General features: G+C 62.9%; 14 protein-coding genes and 1 pseudogene. 9 read left to right on the top strand and 6 right to left on the bottom strand.

Annotated features, from left to right (window positions below):
* Positions 1-530 precede the first annotated feature (530 nt).
* The gene (gene rmf / locus J4D52_RS14695; RefSeq protein ID WP_002553055.1) at positions 531-746 is read left to right on the top strand and encodes a ribosome modulation factor; all 216 of its coding nucleotides are present in this window, start codon (positions 531-533) and stop codon (positions 744-746) included.
* A 128-nt stretch (positions 747-874) separates the two neighbouring features.
* On the opposite strand, the gene J4D52_RS14690 is transcribed toward rmf, so the two are convergent.
* Positions 875-1,894, bottom strand: coding sequence for a quinone-dependent dihydroorotate dehydrogenase (locus tag J4D52_RS14690; RefSeq protein WP_025804273.1), 1,020 nt, complete (start codon positions 1,892-1,894; stop codon positions 875-877).
* Between the two features lie 242 nt (positions 1,895-2,136).
* Here J4D52_RS14690 and J4D52_RS14685 point away from each other — a divergent pair, with 242 nt between their 5' ends.
* From J4D52_RS14685 to cobA, 8 genes and pseudogenes are all read left to right on the top strand, one after another.
* Positions 2,137-3,348 (top strand): CmpA/NrtA family ABC transporter substrate-binding protein, encoded by a 1,212-nt coding sequence (locus J4D52_RS14685; protein WP_102677646.1) that lies wholly within the window; start codon positions 2,137-2,139, stop codon positions 3,346-3,348.
* Positions 3,349-3,363: 15 nt separating this feature from the next.
* Positions 3,364-3,939, top strand: coding sequence for an ANTAR domain-containing response regulator (locus J4D52_RS14680; RefSeq protein WP_007932173.1), 576 nt, complete (start codon positions 3,364-3,366; stop codon positions 3,937-3,939).
* 332 nt (positions 3,940-4,271) lie between these two features.
* Positions 4,272-5,483 carry a NarK/NasA family nitrate transporter gene (locus J4D52_RS14675; protein WP_009047909.1) on the top strand — a complete coding sequence of 404 codons (1,212 nt, stop codon included), beginning with the start codon at positions 4,272-4,274 and terminating at the stop codon, positions 5,481-5,483.
* Positions 5,484-5,490: 7 nt separating this feature from the next.
* Positions 5,491-7,161 (top strand): bifunctional protein-serine/threonine kinase/phosphatase, encoded by a 1,671-nt coding sequence (locus J4D52_RS14670; protein WP_102677647.1) that lies wholly within the window; start codon positions 5,491-5,493, stop codon positions 7,159-7,161.
* A gap of 303 nt (positions 7,162-7,464) precedes the next feature.
* Positions 7,465-9,918: a nitrite reductase large subunit NirB gene (gene nirB / locus J4D52_RS14665; RefSeq protein ID WP_102677648.1), complete on the top strand. Its 2,454-nt coding sequence runs from the start codon at positions 7,465-7,467 to the stop codon at positions 9,916-9,918.
* Positions 9,915-10,232, top strand: coding sequence for a nitrite reductase small subunit NirD (gene nirD, locus J4D52_RS14660; RefSeq protein ID WP_102677649.1), 318 nt, complete (start codon positions 9,915-9,917; stop codon positions 10,230-10,232). Before nirB ends, nirD begins: the two co-directional genes overlap by 4 nt.
* Positions 10,222-12,949, top strand: a pseudogene (locus J4D52_RS14655) (molybdopterin-dependent oxidoreductase). Before nirD ends, J4D52_RS14655 begins: the two are co-directional and overlap by 11 nt.
* A 10-nt stretch (positions 12,950-12,959) precedes the next feature.
* Positions 12,960-13,721, top strand: a complete 762-nt coding sequence (gene cobA / locus J4D52_RS14650; protein WP_102677651.1) for a uroporphyrinogen-III C-methyltransferase — start codon at positions 12,960-12,962, stop codon at positions 13,719-13,721.
* A gap of 77 nt (positions 13,722-13,798) precedes the next feature.
* On the opposite strand, the gene J4D52_RS14645 is transcribed toward cobA, so the two are convergent.
* The 5 genes from J4D52_RS14645 to J4D52_RS14625 form a co-directional block, all read right to left on the bottom strand.
* The gene (locus tag J4D52_RS14645; RefSeq protein ID WP_025804279.1) at positions 13,799-14,785 is read right to left on the bottom strand and encodes an OmpA family protein; all 987 of its coding nucleotides are present in this window, start codon (positions 14,783-14,785) and stop codon (positions 13,799-13,801) included.
* A 107-nt stretch (positions 14,786-14,892) separates the two neighbouring features.
* Complete coding sequence (gene sigX, locus J4D52_RS14640) at positions 14,893-15,483, bottom strand: RNA polymerase sigma factor SigX (protein WP_009042922.1); 591 nt, start codon at positions 15,481-15,483, stop codon at positions 14,893-14,895.
* A gap of 88 nt (positions 15,484-15,571) precedes the next feature.
* Entirely contained in the window at positions 15,572-16,396 is an 825-nt protein-coding gene (locus tag J4D52_RS14635; protein ID WP_025804281.1) for a mechanosensitive ion channel family protein, read from the bottom strand.
* Between the two features lie 2 nt (positions 16,397-16,398).
* Positions 16,399-16,644: a hypothetical protein gene (locus J4D52_RS14630; RefSeq protein ID WP_007927518.1), complete on the bottom strand. Its 246-nt coding sequence runs from the start codon at positions 16,642-16,644 to the stop codon at positions 16,399-16,401.
* Between the two features lie 63 nt (positions 16,645-16,707).
* Positions 16,708-17,703, bottom strand: coding sequence for a zinc transporter ZntB (locus J4D52_RS14625; protein WP_063429195.1), 996 nt, complete (start codon positions 17,701-17,703; stop codon positions 16,708-16,710).
* Positions 17,704-17,719 lie beyond the last annotated feature (16 nt).

Genomic DNA, 17,719 nt, shown 5'->3' with positions numbered 1-17,719 from the left:
TGAACGGACAACGCATCGTCCGCCCGGTTTTCAATCAAGCGCTTTTCTTGAAGAGCGCTCGCGTGGCACGAATCTGTGCCGTCCCGCCCCTGCTGTTCAGCTCGCCGCTAGCGGTGACCACTGGGGTCAAAAGAGCTTAGATGCCGGGGCAGATAATAAAGTCAGCGAAACAAAAGGTCATAACTCGACCTTTCATCGAATAATACCTGAGTGCAACGGGATGGAATTCTCACTAAAGCATTAAGCCCATCATCCAGTAAGAGGCTGATCAGAGCGAGGTTTGCCTGATTGACCCGATAAAAAACAGGCCGTTCTTATGGCCTCAACATCATTATCGTTACGTCCTTATGACAAAACGATCATTCCCACGCTGTGGCGCATTGGTTAGAAATCAACTCAGGTTGGCGCCGCAATGACGCCAACGCCACGCTCGCGACGCCGGCAGCGAGCACCAACGGCAGAAGCATTCTGCCCGACCTCAAACGAGGTCGACGGGACATAAGACAGTCAACAAGTGAGGGAAACACCCTATGAGAAGACTTAAGCGTGATCCGTTGGAAAGAGCATTTTTGCGCGGATATCAGTATGGCGTTCATGGCAAGTCCCGTGAGCTTTGCCCATTTACTCTACCGTCAGTACGCCAAGCCTGGATCAATGGCTGGCGCGAAGGACGCGGCGACAACTGGGACGGTATGACCGGCACTGCGGGAATCCACAGACTCAACGAACTTCACGCCGTCGGCTAAAACAGGGCACACATTCCGACACCAAAATCTGAATATGTAACGACTTAACCACGCACGTCCCATCCGGACGGCGGGCTGCGGCCCAGGGGCTCCTTTCAGGAGCCCTTTTTATTGGCCGCGCAAAAAACTCAGCGCAACGCCGCGATCGCGTCCACCGACTCGCGAATCAGCGCCGGGCCCTTGTAGATGAAGCCCGAATACAACTGCACCAGGCTGGCGCCGGCGGTGATCTTTTCCGCCGCATGCTTGCCTTCGGTGATACCGCCCACCGCAATGATCGGCAAACGCCCAGCCAACTCGCCCGCCAGCACCTTCACGGTGTGGGTGCTCTTGTCGCGTACCGGTGCGCCGGACAGGCCGCCCGCCTCGTCGCCATGCTCCATGCCTTCGACGCCGACACGGCTCAGGGTGGTGTTGGTGGCGATAACCGCGTCCATCCCGGTCTCGATCAGCGCTTGCGCCACTTCGGCGGTTTCTTCGTCGGTCATGTCCGGGGCGATCTTGATCGCCAGTGGTACCCGCTTGCCATGCTGCACCGCCAGCTCCTGCTGACGCTGGCTGAGGGCGCCGAGCAGCTGCTTGAGCGACTCGCCGAACTGCAGGCTGCGCAGGCCTGGAGTGTTGGGCGAACTGACGTTGACCGTCACGTAGCTGGCATGGGCATACACCTTGTCCAGACAGATCAGGTAGTCATCCACCGCGCGCTCGACCGGGGTGTCGAAGTTCTTGCCGATATTGATCCCCAGCACGCCCTTGTACTTGGCGGCCGCCACCCGGGCCAGCAAGTGATCGACGCCCAGGTTGTTGAAGCCCATGCGGTTGATGATCGCTTCGGCTTCCGGCAGGCGGAAGATCCGTGGCTTGGGGTTGCCCGGCTGTGGGCGCGGGGTGATGGTGCCGATTTCGACGAAACCGAAACCCAGCTGGGCGAAACCGTCGATGGCCGCACCGTTCTTGTCCAGGCCGGCCGCGAGGCCGACCGGGTTCGGGAAGTCCAGGCCCATGACCTTCACCGGCATCTGCGCCGGCGCCTTGCACAGCAAGCCATTGAGGCCCAAACGCCCGCCCGCGCCGATCAGGTCCAGGGACAGATCATGGGAGGTTTCCGGGGAGAGTTTGAACAACAGCTGGCGGGCCAGGGTATACATGGGCGGACTTGACTCGGTGGCGGCGAAATGAGGCGGCGATTATAGCCGGGCCTGGGGCTCGCAGGCGAGGCACGCGGCGAAATCAGCAGTGAATGGCATATGCCTTGCACCACAACCTGCATCAGTACCCAGGCCAATGGCGGCGTGGGTCGAAAGACAAAGGCGTCGTTACCCCGCCGGCTCTGCCTGGCACGCGGGTGCGACGTTTTTTTATGGAAGCCTTGTATGGACGGTGCTACCCCATGAACGAACTCCCCGTCAGCCCACTGGCCTGGGTCAACGGCAGCGATGCCCCGGAAAAGACCGCGATCAACTTAGGCTTCATGGCCTTGAGCGACTGCGCCTCGGTGGTGGTCGCCGCCACCCAGGGCTTCGCCCAGCCTTACGGCCTGACCCTGAACCTCAAGCGCCAGGCGTCCTGGGCCAACCTGCGGGACAAGCTGGTGAGTGGCGAGCTGGATGCCGCCCACAGCCTGTACGGCCTGATCTACGCCGTGCACCTGGGCATCGGCGGGGTCAACGCCAGCGACATGGCGGTGCTGATGGGCCTGAACCAGAACGGCCAGAGCATCAACCTCTCGCGGGAACTGCAGGCCCTGAACGTGACCAGTCCTGAAGCGCTTCACCTGCACGTGCACCAAAGCCGGGCAAGGTTGACCTTCGCCCAGACCTTCCCCACCGGCACCCACGCCATGTGGCTGTATTACTGGCTGGCCGCCCAGGGCATCCACCCGTTGCGGGACGTCGACAGCGTGGTGGTGCCACCGCCGCAAATGGTCGCGCACCTGCAGGCCGGGCGCATCGACGGCTTTTGCGTGGGCGAGCCCTGGAGCGCCAGCGCGGTGAACCAGAACCTGGGCTTCACCCTGGCCACCAGCCAGGCGATCTGGCCCGACCACCCGGAAAAAGTCCTCGGCTGCACCCGCGCCTTCGTCGAGCAGTACCCGAACACCGCGCGGGCCCTGGTCATGGCGATCCTCGAGGCCAGCCGCTTCATCGAGCAGAGCCGCGAGAACCGCCAGAGCACCGCGCAACTGCTGAGCGCCAGCGACTACCTCGATGCGCCGCTGGACTGCATCGAGCCGCGCCTGCTCGGCGAGTATGCCGACGGCCTCGGCAGCCGCTGGCAGGACCCGCACGCGCTACGCTTTCATAATGAAGGCGCGGTCAACCTGCCGTATCTGTCCGACGGCATGTGGTTCATGACCCAGTTCCGCCGCTGGGGCTTGCTGCGCGAAGACCCGGACTACCTGGGCATCGCGCGCCAGGTACAGCAACTTGAGCTCTATCGTGAAGCCGCCACCGCCGTCGGTGTCGCGCCCTGGGGCCAGGACATGCGCAGCAGCCAGTTGATCGACGGCAAGCTGTGGGACGGTTCGGACCCGGCCGCCTATGCCCGCAGTTTCCCGCTGCACGCCATGAGCGACAGCTCCCCTCTTCTCGCCAGCCGCTGACAGGAGCCCGAGACCATGTTGCGTATCCTGCTGATCAACGACACCGCCAAGAAGGTCGGTCGGCTCAAGGCGGCCCTGATGGAAGCCGGTTTCGAGGTGATCGACGAGTCGGGCCTGACCATCGACCTGCCGACGCGCGTCGAAACGGTGCGTCCAGACGTGATCCTGATCGATACCGAGTCACCGAGCCGCGATGTGATGGAGCAAGTGGTATTGGTCAGCCGCGACCAGCCACGGCCAATCGTGATGTTCACCGACGAGCACGACCCCGACGTGATGCGCCACGCCATCAAGTCCGGGGTCAGTGCCTACATAGTCGAAGGCATCCAGGCCCAGCGCCTGCAGCCCATTCTCGATGTGGCCATGGCCCGCTTCGAGAGCGACCAGGCCCTGCGCGCGCAACTGCAGGCCCGCGACCAGCAGCTGGCCGAGCGCAAGCGCATCGAGCTGGCCAAGGGCCTGTTGATGAAGATGAAAGACTGCAACGAAGAACAGGCCTATACCCTGATGCGCCGCCAGGCCATGAGCCGGCAGCAGAAGCTGATCCAGGTGGCGGAACAGATCATCGCCATGAGCGAGTTGCTGGGCTGAATCCCACGGCTGCGGTGTGGCGGCTTATCGCGGGCAAGCCTCGCTCCTACGGAAGAAGATCGTGAGTTTCCGTAGGAGCGAGGCTTGCCCGCGATCAGGGACAGCAGGACTGCAACTTTTGGCACAGATCTGGCTATGTAATCGACACAGGTAACCAACGGCGGTTGCCCCACCTACGACAAAGACGTCGCACACCCTTCTCGCCCTAGCGAAACGGGTTGCGGCGTTTTTTCGTTTTGGCCCCACAGCCCGGGGCCGGTGGAGCGGCCGTAATGGCGCCCCACGCAAAAGCTCATGACTCCTTTCGAGATTCTTAACAGCTGAGGTGCGCGATGAATTCAAGCTTCTGGAAATCCGGCCACACCCCGACATTGTTCGCGGCCTTCCTCTACTTCGACCTGAGCTTCATGGTCTGGTACCTGCTCGGCCCGTTGGCCGTGCAGATCGCCGCCGACCTGCAACTGACCACCCAGCAGCGCGGGCTGATGGTGGCCACGCCTATCCTGGCCGGCGCGGTGCTGCGCTTCGCCATGGGCCTGCTGGCCGATCGCCTGTCCCCCAAGACCGCCGGGCTGATCGGCCAGGTGATTGTCATCGGCGCGCTGTTCTGCGCCTGGAAGCTGGGCATCCACAGCTATGAACAGGCCCTGCTGCTGGGGCTGTTCCTGGGCATGGCCGGCGCCTCGTTCGCCGTGGCCCTGCCGCTGGCCTCTCAATGGTATCCACCACAGCACCAGGGCAAGGCGATGGGCATCGCCGGGGCCGGCAACTCCGGCACGGTATTCGCGGCCCTGTTCGCCCCCTTGCTGGCCGGCGCCTTCGGCTGGAGCAACGTGTTCGGCTTCGCCCTGATCCCGTTGGTCCTGACCCTGGTGCTGTTCGCCTGGCTGGCCAAGAACGCCCCGGAACGGCCCAAGGCCAAATCCATGGCCGACTACTTCAAGGCCCTGGGCGACCGCGACAGCTGGTGGTTCATGTTCTTCTACAGCGTGACCTTCGGCGGCTTCATCGGCCTGGCCAGCGCCCTGCCCGGCTACTTCAACGACCAGTACGGCCTGAGCCCGGTCACCGCCGGCTACTACACCGCCGCCTGCGTGTTCGGTGGCAGCCTGATGCGGCCGCTGGGCGGAGCCCTGGCCGATCGTTTCGGCGGCATTCGCACCCTGCTGGTGATGTACAGCGTCGCGGCAGTCTGCATCGCCGCGGTCGGTTTCAACCTGCCGAGTTCCTACGCGGCCCTGGCCCTGTTCGTATGCACCATGCTCGGCCTGGGTGCCGGTAACGGCGCGGTGTTCCAGCTGGTGCCCCAACGTTTCCGCCGCGAGATCGGGGTGATGACCGGGCTAATCGGCATGGCTGGCGGCATCGGCGGTTTCGCCCTGGCCGCGGGCATGGGCGCGATCAAGCAGAGCACCGGCAGCTATCAACTGGCCCTGTGGCTGTTCGCCAGCCTGGGCGTGCTGGCCTGGTTCGGTCTGCACGGGGTGAAACGCCGCTGGCGGACCACCTGGGGCTCCGCCGCCGTCACCGCGGCGCGGGTCTGAGCCGTCCATGAGCCTGCGACTGAGCCACGCCCAGGCCAGCGCCATCGGGCCGCGCGCGGAAAACCAGGATGCCTTGCGCCTGGTCACCCCGGCGCCGACCCTGGCCGCCAGCAAGGGCCTGCTGTTCGCCATCGCCGACGGCGTCAGCCAATGCGCCGACGGCGGCCTGGCCGCGCGCTCGACCTTGCAGGCACTGGCGCTGGACTACTACGCCACCCCGGAAACCTGGGCCGTGGCCCAGGCCCTGGAACGCCTGCTGCTGGCACAGAATCGCTGGCTGCAGGCCAACGGCGGCGGTCAGCCGCTGCTGACCACCGTCAGCGCCCTGGTGCTGCGCGGCCGGCGCTTTACCCTGGCCCATGTCGGCGATTGCCGGGTCTATCGCTGGCACGCCGATCAGTTGCAACGGATCAGCGACGACCACGTCTGGGACCAGCCTGGCATGCAGCACGTGCTCAAGCGTGCCCTGGGCCTGGACCAGCACCTGGTGGTGGACTTCCTCGACGGTGAGCTGCGGGAAAACGAAAGTTTCCTGATGCTCAGCGACGGGGTCTGGGCCACCCTGGGCGACACCGCCATCGCCGCGATCCTGCGCGACCAGCCCGACCTCGACAGCGCGGTGCAGACCCTGGTCAGCGCCGCGCACCTGGCCGGCAGCCAGGACAATGCCAGCGCCCTGCTGGTGCGGGTCGAAGCCTTGGGCGAAAGCTCCATTGGCGACGCCCTGATTCATTTGCAGCAATGGCCTCTGCCGCCGGCCCTCAAGCCGGGCCAGCACTTCGAAGGCTGGCAGGTCGCCGAGGTGGTCGGGCAGAGCCAGCAATCCCTGCTGTACCGCGTACTCGATGCGCAACAACAACCCTGGCTGCTGAAAACCCTGCCCGGCCATCTGCACGACGATCACCAGGCCGGGCAAGCGCTGCTGTCAGAGGAATGGTTCCTGCGGCGGGTGGCCGGCCGGCACTTTCCCGAAGTGCATGCCGCGACCGCCCGCCAGCATCTGTATTACGTGATGCGCGAATACCCGGGGCAGACCCTGGCCGATTATCTGCAACAGCATGGCCCCTTGCCGCTGGCGCAGTGGCAGGACCTGGCTGAGCGTCTGCTGCGGGCCGTGGGCCTGTTGCACCGTCGGCAGATCCTGCACCGCGACATCAAGCCGGAAAACCTGCTGCTCGGCGACGACGGCGAGTTGCGCCTGCTGGACTTCGGCCTGGCCTATTGCCCCGGCCTGTCCGAGGATCAGGCGCACCTGCTGCCCGGCACCCCGAGTTATATCGCCCCGGAGGCTTTCAACGGCGTGGCGCCGACACCGCGCCAGGACCTGTACGCGGTGGGCGTGACCCTCTACCACTTGCTGACCGGGCATTTTCCCTACGGCGAAATCGAAGCCTTCCAACGCCCGCGCTTTACCACCCCGGTCAGCGCCAGCCGCTATCGCCCGGACCTGCCGGACTGGCTCGAACAGAGCCTGGAACGCGCGGTACAGGCCGATCCGGCCCAGCGTTATGAAACCGCCGAAGAGTGGTTGCTGGTGCTGGAACAGGGCGAACGCCGCAGCCTCAGCGTACGCCCCAGGCCACTGCTGGAACGCGAGCCCTTGAAGGTCTGGCGCACCCTGGCGCTGGTCTCGCTGTTGCTCAACCTGCTGTTGCTGTACCTGTTCCTGCATCAATGACAATCCCTGCTCCAGAAACGGGCAAGACGCGTTGAATCGGTGCAGTTTTTACCCTTCTCGCCTGCGCAAGCCGCGCCAACCCCGCTAAAACCGCCATTGGCGGAACTTGGCACAACCACTGCATTAACTCTCCCAACAGCACATACGACCCGGCCTTCAACGACGAAGGATGGGTTTTTCCCGAGAGAACGGGACCGGACAAAGGCGTCCTGCCAGGCAACTGGCGGGACGCCTTTTTTGTTTGCGCAACCTTTATCGAGCCAGACCCGGCATGCCCGACGGCCTGTCTACGCGGAGAGCGAAATGAAGAAACTCAAACTGGTGATGATCGGCAACGGCATGGCCGGGGTTCGCACCCTGGAAGAGCTGCTCAAGCTGAGCAATGAGCTGTACGACATCACAGTCTTCGGCGCGGAACCCCACACCAACTACAACCGCATCCTGCTCTCCCCGGTACTGGCCGGCGAACAGACTTTCGAAGAGATCGTGCTCAACGACCTGAGCTGGTACCTGGACAACGACATCAAGCTGCTGCTCAACCGCAAGGTGGTGGAGATCGACCGGGTCAAGCGCCGGGTGATCGCCGAAGACGGCAGCGAAGCCGAGTACGACCGCCTGCTGATCGCCACCGGCTCGACCCCGTTCATCCTGCCGATTCCCGGCAACGACCTGCAGGGCGTGATCGGCTACCGTGATATCGCCGACACCCAGGCGATGATCGACACCGCCAAGACCCACAAGCACGCGGTGGTCATCGGTGGCGGCCTGCTCGGCCTGGAAGCCGCCAACGGCCTGATGCTGCGCGGCATGGACGTGACCGTGGTGCACATCGGCGAATGGCTGCTGGAGCGCCAGCTGGACAAGACCAGCGGCCAGCTGCTGCAAACCGCCCTGGAAAGCCGCGGCCTGAAGTTCCGCCTGAGCGAACAGACCCAGGCCCTGCATGATGCGGGCAATGGCCGGGTCGGCTCGGTGCAGTTCAAGAACGGCGACATCATCCCCGCCGACCTGGTGGTGATGGCCGCGGGCATCCGGCCCAATACCGAGCTGGCGGAAAAAGCCGGCCTGCCCTGCAGCCGCGGGATCCTGGTCAACGACACCCTGCAGACCTACGACCCGCGCATCTATGCCATCGGCGAATGCGCCAGCCACCGCGGTATCGCCTACGGCCTGGTGGCGCCGCTGTTCGAACAGGCCAAGGTCTGCGCCAACCACCTGGCGCAACTGGGCTTCGCCCGCTACCAGGGTTCGGTGACCTCGACCAAGTTGAAAGTCACCGGCATCGACCTGTTCTCCGCCGGCGACTTCATGGGCGGCGAAGGCACCGAGACCATCACCCTCTCCGACCCCATCGGCGGCGTGTACAAGAAGCTGGTGATCAAGGACGACGTCCTGGTCGGCGCCTGCCTGTACGGCGACACCGCCGACGGCGGCTGGTACTTCCGGCAGATCCGCGAGAACCACGCCATCGGCGAGATCCGCGACCACCTGATGTTCGGCGAGAACGCCTTGGGCGACGTCGGCCACCAGGGCCAGGACAAGGCCATGAGCATGGCCGACAGCGCCGAGGTCTGCGGCTGCAACGGCGTGTGCAAGGGCACCATCGTCAAGGCGATCCAGGAGCACGGCCTGTTCAGCGTCGACGAGGTCAAGAAGCACACCAAGGCCGCCAGTTCCTGCGGCTCCTGTGCCGGCCTGGTGGAACAGATCCTGATCAACACCGTAGGCGGCGCGGCCGACGTCAAGCCGAAAAGCGAGAAAGCCATCTGCGGCTGCAGCGACCTCAACCACGGGCAGATCCGCCAGGCAATCCGCGAACAGCATCTGCTGACCGTAGCAAGCACCATGAGCTACCTGAACTGGCGCACGCCCAACGGCTGCGCCACCTGCCGCCCGGCGCTGAACTACTACCTAATCTCCACCTGGCCGGGCGAGGCCAAGGACGATCCGCAATCGCGGCTGATCAACGAACGGGCCCACGCCAATATCCAGAAAGACGGCACCTATTCGGTGGTACCGCGGATGTGGGGCGGCGTCACCACGCCTTCCGAACTGCGACGCATCGCCGACGTGGCGGACAAGTACCAGGTGCCGATGGTCAAGGTCACCGGCGGCCAGCGCATCGACCTGTTGGGTATCAAGAAGCAGGACCTGCCCGGGGTCTGGAAGGACCTGGACATGCCCTCCGGCCATGCCTACGGCAAGTCCATCCGCACCGTGAAAACCTGCGTCGGCAGCGAGTTCTGCCGCTTCGGCACGCAGAACTCCACCCAGCTGGGCATCGAGCTGGAGCACGACCTGTTCAACATGTGGTCGCCGCACAAGGTCAAGCTGGCGGTCTCCGGCTGCCCACGCAACTGCGCCGAGGCCGGAATCAAGGACCTCGGCATTATCGGCGTCGACTCGGGCTGGGAGATGTACATCGGCGGCAACGGCGGGATCAAGACCGAGGTCGCGGAGTTCTTCGTCAAGCTGAAGACCGCCGACGAGGTGCGCGAATACAACGGCGCCTTCCTGCAGCTGTACCGCGAGGAAGCTTTCTATCTGGAGCGCACCGTGCACTACCTGCAACGGGTCGGCATGGCGTACATCAAGCAAGCCATCATCGAAGATCCAGAGCGGCGCAAGGCCCTCAACGAACGCCTGCAATTCTCTCTGTCCTTCGAACAGGACCCGTGGAAGGAGCGCCTGGAACAACCGCTGCTGAAAAAAGAGTTCGAGCCGATCCGCGTCAAGCAACTGGAGGTGCAGCCATGAACTGGCTGGATATCTGCGCCCTGGACGAGATCAACGCCCTGGGCTCGCGCATCGTCAACGGCCCCAAGGGCGACATCGCAATCTTTCGCACCAGCGACGACGAAGTCTTCGCCCTCGACGACCGCTGCCCGCACAAAGGCGGGCCGCTGTCCCAGGGACTGATCTACGGCAAGAAGGTCGCCTGCCCGCTGCATAACTGGCAGATCGACCTGGAATCCGGCGAGGCGCAGGCGCCAGATATCGGTTGCGCCCATCACCACCTGGCGCGGGTGGAAAACGGCCGCGTGCTGCTGGCCCTGCGGGATGCCGACTGATGAACCGCCAGACGACCGCCTCGACCTGCTGTTACTGCGGCGTTGGCTGTGGCGTGCTGATCGAGCACGACGGCGAACGCATCCTCGGCGTCAGTGGCGACCCGAGCCACCCGGCCAATCACGGCAAACTGTGCAGCAAGGGTTCCACCCTGCACCTGACCGGCGACCTCACGGCCCGCGCCCTGTACCCGGAATTGCGCCTGGGCAAGGCCCTGGCCCGCAGCCGCACCGACTGGGACACCGCGCTGGAGCACGCGGCCAACGTATTTGCCGAAACCATCGCCGAACACGGCCCGGACAGCGTGGCCTTCTATATCTCCGGGCAATTGCTCACCGAGGACTACTACGCCTTCAACAAGCTGGCCCGGGCCCTGGTGGGCACCAACAACATCGACAGCAATTCGCGGCTGTGCATGTCCTCGGCGGTGGTCGGCTACAAACGCAGCCTGGGCGCCGACGCCCCGCCCTGCAGCTACGAAGACCTCGAACTGAGCGACTGCGTGATGATCGTCGGCAGCAACATGGCCTACGCCCACCCGGTGCTGTTCCGCCGCCTGGAACAGGCCAAACGCCTGCGCCCGCAGATGAAGGTGATCGTCATCGACCCGCGGCGCACCGACACTTGCGATCTGGCCGACCTGCACTTGGCGATCCTGCCTGGCACCGATGTCGCGCTGTTCCACGGCATCCTGCATCTGCTGCTATGGCAGGACTGGATCGATCGCGACTTCATCCAGGCGCACACCGAAGGCCTGGCCGAGCTGAAGAACCTGGTCCACGACTACAGCCCGCACATGGTCGCGCAGTTGTGCGGCATCAGTGTCGAGCAGTTGCGCCAGTGCGCCGAATGGGTCGGCACCTCGCCGAGCTTCCTGTCGCTGTGGTGCATGGGGCTGAACCAGTCCAGTGCTGGCAGCGCGAAAAACAGTGCGCTGATCAACCTGCACCTGGCCACCGGGCAGATCGGTCGCCCCGGCGCCGGCCCCTTCTCCCTCACCGGCCAGCCGAATGCCATGGGCGGCCGGGAAACCGGCAGCCTGTCGAACCTGCTGCCAGGGCACCGGGACGCCGCCAACCCGGAGCATCGGGCTGAAGTCGCGGCCTACTGGGGCGTCGAGCAAATGCCGGCCAACCCCGGCCTGACCGCGATCGAGCTGTTCGAGCAACTGCGCGGCGGCAAGATCAAGGCGCTGTGGATCGCCTGCACCAACCCGGCGCAGTCGCTGCCCGACCAGAACGCGGTGCAAGAGGCCTTGCTGACCTGCCCGTTCGTGGTCCTGCAGGAAGCCTTCCGCACCACCGAGACCGCGGCCTTTGCCGACCTGCTGCTGCCCGCCGCCAGCTGGGGCGAGAAGGAAGGCAGCGTGACCAACTCGGAGCGGCGCATCTCCCATGTGCGCCGCGCCGTGGCCGCTCCAGGCGAAGCACGCCCGGACTGGGCCATCACCCTGGATTTTGCCCGGCGCCTGGAACAGCGCCTGCGCCCGCAACAACCCAGCCTGTTCGCCCTGGATACGCCTGCTCAGCTGTTCGATGAATACAAACTGCTGACCCGTGGCCGTGACCTGGACCTTTCCGGCATCAGTCACGCGCTGATCGACCAACTTGGCCCGCAGCAATGGCCCTTCCCCGCCGGTGTCGAACAGGGGACGCCGCGGCTGTACGTTGACGGCCGCTTCCCGACCGCCAGTGGGCGAGCGCACTTCGTCAGCGACCCGTATCGCGCGGCCAAGGAACAGCGGGATGCGCGCTTCCCCCTGACCCTGATCACCGGCCGCCTGCGGGATCAATGGCACGGCATGAGCCGCACCGGCACCGCGGCCCAGCTGTTCGGGCACGTCAGCGAAGCCGTCCTCAGCCTGCACCCGGACGAACTACGTCGGCAGAACCTGCAAGCGGGGGATCTGGTGTCGCTGAAAAGCCGTCGTGGCAGCGTGATAGTCGCAGTGACGGACGACGACAGCGTGCGTCCGGGCCAGGCTTTTCTGCCGATGCATTGGGGCGATCGTTTCCTTAAGGGCGGCGTCAATGCCGTGACCCAGCCGGCGTTCGACCCGCTGTCCAAACAGCCGGAGCTCAAGCACAGCGGCGTGCGCCTGGAGCCGGTGCAGCTACCGTGGCAGCTGTTCGCCCTGATCGAGGGAGACGTACAGCGGCACTTCGAAGCCCTGCGTCCGCTCTGCGAAAGTTTCGCCTACGTCAGCCTGAGCCTGGCCGGTCGCGAACGCCCGGCCCTGCTGCTGCGGGTGGCCAACGCCGAGGCGCCGGCACCACAACTGCTCAAGGACATCGACCAGTTGCTGGGGCTCAACGAAGGCCCGGTACTGGCCTATGACGATCCGCGGCGCTCCATCGGCAAGCGGGTACGCATCGAACAGGGGCGTATCACTGCCATTCGCCTGGCCGGTGAAACCCTGGCCCAGCACTGGCTGCAGAACCTGTGGCTGGAAGGCAAGGCCGATGAGCAACTGCGCCGCTGGCTGCTGGCGCCAATGAGTGCACCGCCAGGGGCCGCCGGGCTGATCGCCGCGAGTGGCAAGACCTTGTGCAACTGCAAGAACGTCAGCCAGAGCGCGGTCTGTGCCGGGATCTCCCGCGGCCTGGACCTCGATGGCCTGAAACAGGAACTGGGCTGCGGCACTCAATGCGGCTCCTGCGTCCCCGAAATCAAACGTCTGCTGGCCAGCTCGGCACAGCCCGTCGCAATCCCCCTGTGAGGAAACAAACATGAGCGCAAAAGTCTGGCTGGTGGGTGCGGGCCCTGGCGATCCTGAACTGCTGACCCTCAAGGCCGTGCGGGCCCTGGGCGAGGCGGATGTGGTGCTGATCGACGATCTGGTGAATCCGGCGGTGCTGGAGCACTGCCCCCGGGCGCGGGTGATTGCCGTGGGTAAGCGCGGCGGCTGCCGCTCGACGCCCCAGGCGTTCATTCACCGGCTGATGCTGCGCTACACCCGTCATGGCAAGTGCGTGGTACGCCTCAAGGGCGGCGATCCGTGCATCTTCGGCCGTGGCGGTGAAGAAGCGCAGTGGCTGCAGGAACGTGGTGTCGAGGTGGAACTGGTGAACGGCATCACGGCCGGCCTGGCGGGAGCTACCCAGTGCGGGATCCCGCTGACCCTGCGCGGTGTCGCCCGTGGCGTCACCCTGCTGACGGCCCATACCCAGGACGACAGCAGCCTGAATTGGCAGGCCCTGGCGCAAAGCGGTACGACGCTGGTGATCTATATGGGAGTGGCCAAACTGGACGAGATACGCGAACAGCTGATCGCTGGTGGCCTGGCGCCGCATACCCCGGTGGCCATGATTGAAAACGCATCCCTCCCCGCGCAGCGCCTGTGCCGGAGCGATCTGCACGCCATGCAGGACGATGCCCACGCCTTCCAGCTGAAAAGCCCGGCCATCCTGGTCGTTGGCGAGGTGGCCGCTTGCGGCGCACAACTGCCCGCCCTTTCCGAGGCGGCCCTGGCGGCCGCACTCTCGGCCTGATTCCAGGCCTTTTCAGCAAATCGCAGGCAAAGAAAAACCCGGCCTAGGCCGGGTTTTTCAAAGCTGCAAGCTACAGATTACTGAGCTGGCTGAGCTTGTGCTTCAACCTGCGCTTCTACGCGACGGTTTACAGCGCGGCCAGCTTCAGTTGCGTTGTCAGCAACTGGGCGGGACTCACCGTAACCAACGGATTGAACGCGGCTCGACTCAACACCGTACTGGCTGGTCAGAACTTGCTTAACGGCGTTTGCACGACGCTCAGACAGTTTCTGGTTGTAAGCGTCAGGACCGACGGAGTCAGTGTGACCTTCAACAACGGTGGTGGTTTGTGGGTACTGCTTCATGAAGTCAGCGAGGTTCTTGATGTCAGCGTAGCTGTTAGGCTTAACGACCGACTTGTCGAAGTCGAACTTCACGTCCAGCTCAACACGAACAACTTCAGCAACCGGAGCTTCTGGTTCTGGAGTTGGCTCTGGAACTGGAGCAGGAGCTGGAGCAACCTTGCCAGCGTTGCCGCCGAAGTTCACACCCAGACCAACCAGAGCGGAGTAGTCCCACTTGCCGTTGTCCATTGCGTAGTCGGCTTCAACGCCGGCACGAGCGAACAGGTTGTCGGTGAAGTAGTACTTAACGCCGGTACCGATGATAGCCAGGGTCGACTGGTCGCGACCGCTGTGGCCGTCAGCCAGGACGTTGGTACGGCTCTGGTGACCGAAACCACCCGAAACGTATGGACGCAGGGAGTCCACGCCAGCTTGACCGAAGTGGTAGGTAGCCAGCAGGCTGCCGGTGTCACCTTTGATCTTCTGGTTGCCAGTGCCGTCGTTCGAACGGGTGTGGTTGGTTTTGTCGTAGTTCAGGTCCAACGACAGGTCATCGGTCAGGAAGTAGCCGATACGAGCGCCTGGGTTGAAGCCGTCTTCGATGTGCTTAACGCTGTCGTTGTACTGTTTTTTGTAAAACAGTTCACCCTCGACCGCGCCTTGGCCTTGCGCCAGAACGCCGAACGAAGTCACGGCAACAATAGAACCAATGGCAATGCCCAAGGTGTTTTTCAGTTTCATCCGTTAAATCCCCATCTGGTGATTGTAAAGCAGTCCCACATACCGGGGGACAACTCGGCGGTAAGTCTATCAGAACTTACCTAGACGTAAGAGATATTTGCGCCGAACTAAGTTTCAGCAATGCCTGCAAATTTCTCACGCAATTTATCAAGCGCACGCTTGTACCGCATTTTCGTAGCACTCAAACCCATGTGCATGATGTCTGCGATCTCCTGGAACTCCAGTTCTGCGACGAATCGTAGCACCAGAATTTCCCGATCGATCGGGTTCACATGCACCAACCAGCGGTCAAGTCCGCCCTTTTCCTCAGGTTTCGGCGCCTTATCTTCAGACGCTTCCTCGAGGGGATCAAGACTTAACGCATCCATCAAGCGACGCTTGCGCCGTTCTTTCCGATACTGCGTGATGCATTCGTTGTACGTGATGCTATAGAGCCATGTCTTGAACTTCGATTTCCCCTCGAAGTTCTTGAGGCCATACAGCACCTTCAACATCACCTCCTGACAGACATCATCAGCATCACGATCGTTCCCTAAATAACGTGCACAAACGTTGAAGAGGGTTCGCTGATAGCGTCGCATCAACTCTTCATACGCACGCGTTACGTGAAACAGCTCCGTGTGCGAGCGCGCAACCAACTCCTCGTCAGAGAGCTCACGGGGGTCATAGCGCGTGGATAGCGATTGGGCTTTATTCAAAACGAGTCGGGCCGACAGTCAGGTCAATGTCCACCGCAGCCCAGGCATGGGCATTTTGCGGCGGCATACATTAGCAGGGTTTGCCGGGTTAGCGGCTACTTACATGCTGTTCCAGCAGGATCCGATTGGAGAGAGAGACCAGCTCGCCCTCATCGGTCAGCAGTGTAGTCTTAACCGTGCCGATCTCCTCGATCTGCCCTTCGACCTCGCCAATTCGCACTTGTTGCCCAACCTGATACAGCTCACGCACATAGATTCCCGCAAGAATCTGACCGGCAATATCCCGGCTTCCCAACCCCATGGCCAAGGCAACAGCCAGACCAACGGTAATCAAAACGATCACGATCACATGGTTGAGCAGGTCGGTTTTGACCTCCAACTGACTGATCGCAACAGAAATACTGATGATGATCACCAGCCCCTGGGCGATTCGCCCCAGGCCGCTGGCGTAATCCAGACCGACCCCTTCGGCGGCTCCACGCACCAGCCCATTGGCCAGTTGCGCCAGCAATACCCCCACCAACAGCACCAGCGCGGCCCCGAAAACCTTCGGTACATACAGCGCCAACATGTCGAGCGTAGCCGAAACCCGCTCCAGGCCAAGGGATTCTGCAGCAGAAACCAGAAAAATCAGTAATACGAACCAATACACGATTTTACCGATCAAGGTAGAAATCGGCACCTGCAGGCCCGCACGGGACAGCAGCTTGGTCAAACCGGTACCGCCCATCAAGCGGTCCAGGCCCAGCTTGGCGAGCAATTTCGAAAGCAGGGTATCAAGCAGCTTGGCAACCACGAAACCCAGCAGCAGCACGACCAGCGCGCCAAACAGGTTGGGAATGAAGTTCGCTACCTTGGTCCACAACGCAGTCATCGCAGTGACGAGGCTCTGAGTCCAGAGATCAAGTTCCATATTCAATCAGCCTTATCAGCAGTGCGAGCAGTAGGTTTACGACGGGAAACCGGCGAGATATGGGCCGATCCGTTATTCAGAGCAATCATCAGCGCCGGCAACCAGCGGCCGAGCAGGCTGAACAGATCCCCCGCCCCCACCTGCCGGTTGGCGGTTTTCAGTACGCGGCCCAGGCACGCATCGTCGTCCCGGGTGGACGGTGTGGCCTTGAGCATGTCACGCAACGACTGTTCAAACGGATCGTGCATACGCACCTCTCGATATGTCTGTGAAAGACGCGATCAAAATTCCTTGGGTCACATAGTTCATGATCAGACCCAGCGCAAACGTCGGAATAACCACCACTGTCCCAGCGCTACCAGCACCATCAGCAGGCAGGCCACCAGAAACCCGTAGGGGCTGTTGGAAAGCGGAATGCCTCCCACGTTGATCCCCAGCAAGCCGGCCAGAAAACTCATCGGCAAAAAGATCCCAGTGATGATCCCGAAGCGAAACATGATGCGATTCATACGCACGCTCAGGCGCCGGTCTTCGGCCTCCAGCACAAGCCCCACGCGCTCCCGGGTCAATTCGAGCTCTTCCAGGTAGCGGGTCAGGCTGTTGTTCAATTCGTTCCAGTAATCGCCATCGTCATCGGCGAACCAAGGCAGCCTGATGCGGCTGAGCTGACCAAAAATATCCCGCTGCGGAGCGAGGAAACGCTTGAGTCCGGCAGCCCGTCGACGAATCTGCAAAATGTTGCTGTGCTCGGGGGTATACCGTTCGTCGGCATCCAGTTTTTCTTCCTCGGCATCGACCACTTCCGACAGGTCGCTGACCAAGTCCTGCACCTTATGGGTCAGGTACTCAGCCATATAAAGGATGAGTTCGGAGGCGGTTTTCGGCCCCTTGCCTTCACCCAGCTGCACCAGCAGCTCATCGGTCGCGCGCAATGGTCGCAGGCGCAGAGAGATCACTCGCTGGGCCGAACCGAAGATGCGTACCGAAACCATGTCCTCCGGCTCCGCGCCGGGGTTGAGGTTGATGCCGCGTAAAAACAGCAGGAACTCGGAATCCGGCAGCGCCAACAGGCGCGGCCGGGTGTTTTCTTCGAGTAGGAGGTCACAGCTGAACTCGCTCAGACCGCTGGATTTACGCAGCCAGGTCTGGGTTTGCGGATGACTGCGATCCCAATGCAGCCAGAGGCTCTCATGGGTTTGCAGCTGCAGGTCGTCCAGTTCAGTTCGGGCAATCGCACGCGCACCACCTTTACCGTCCAGCACCAGGGCATGTACCAGCCCCCATTGCGCGTTGTCTTCCTCGAACATCCTCATCCCTTGCTTG

Origin of the sequence: Pseudomonas sp. GW460-12-10-14-TSB1 (assembly GCF_017349775.1) — a bacterium.
Classification (GTDB): Bacteria; Pseudomonadota; Gammaproteobacteria; order Pseudomonadales; family Pseudomonadaceae; genus Aquipseudomonas; species Aquipseudomonas piscium.
This window is presented reverse-complemented; position numbering and strand designations above follow the sequence as displayed.

Coding starts and splice junctions, on each gene's coding strand:
- rmf (WP_002553055.1), top strand. CDS start 531: ATGAGAAGACTTAAGCGTGATCCGTTGGAAAGAGCATTTTTGCGCGGA.
- J4D52_RS14690 (WP_025804273.1), bottom strand. CDS start 1,894: ATGTATACCCTGGCCCGCCAGCTGTTGTTCAAACTCTCCCCGGAAACC.
- J4D52_RS14685 (WP_102677646.1), top strand. CDS start 2,137: ATGAACGAACTCCCCGTCAGCCCACTGGCCTGGGTCAACGGCAGCGAT.
- J4D52_RS14680 (WP_007932173.1), top strand. CDS start 3,364: ATGTTGCGTATCCTGCTGATCAACGACACCGCCAAGAAGGTCGGTCGG.
- J4D52_RS14675 (WP_009047909.1), top strand. CDS start 4,272: ATGAATTCAAGCTTCTGGAAATCCGGCCACACCCCGACATTGTTCGCG.
- J4D52_RS14670 (WP_102677647.1), top strand. CDS start 5,491: ATGAGCCTGCGACTGAGCCACGCCCAGGCCAGCGCCATCGGGCCGCGC.
- nirB (WP_102677648.1), top strand. CDS start 7,465: ATGAAGAAACTCAAACTGGTGATGATCGGCAACGGCATGGCCGGGGTT.
- nirD (WP_102677649.1), top strand. CDS start 9,915: ATGAACTGGCTGGATATCTGCGCCCTGGACGAGATCAACGCCCTGGGC.
- cobA (WP_102677651.1), top strand. CDS start 12,960: ATGAGCGCAAAAGTCTGGCTGGTGGGTGCGGGCCCTGGCGATCCTGAA.
- J4D52_RS14645 (WP_025804279.1), bottom strand. CDS start 14,785: ATGAAACTGAAAAACACCTTGGGCATTGCCATTGGTTCTATTGTTGCC.
- J4D52_RS14635 (WP_025804281.1), bottom strand. CDS start 16,396: ATGGAACTTGATCTCTGGACTCAGAGCCTCGTCACTGCGATGACTGCG.
- J4D52_RS14630 (WP_007927518.1), bottom strand. CDS start 16,644: ATGCACGATCCGTTTGAACAGTCGTTGCGTGACATGCTCAAGGCCACA.
- J4D52_RS14625 (WP_063429195.1), bottom strand. CDS start 17,703: ATGTTCGAGGAAGACAACGCGCAATGGGGGCTGGTACATGCCCTGGTG.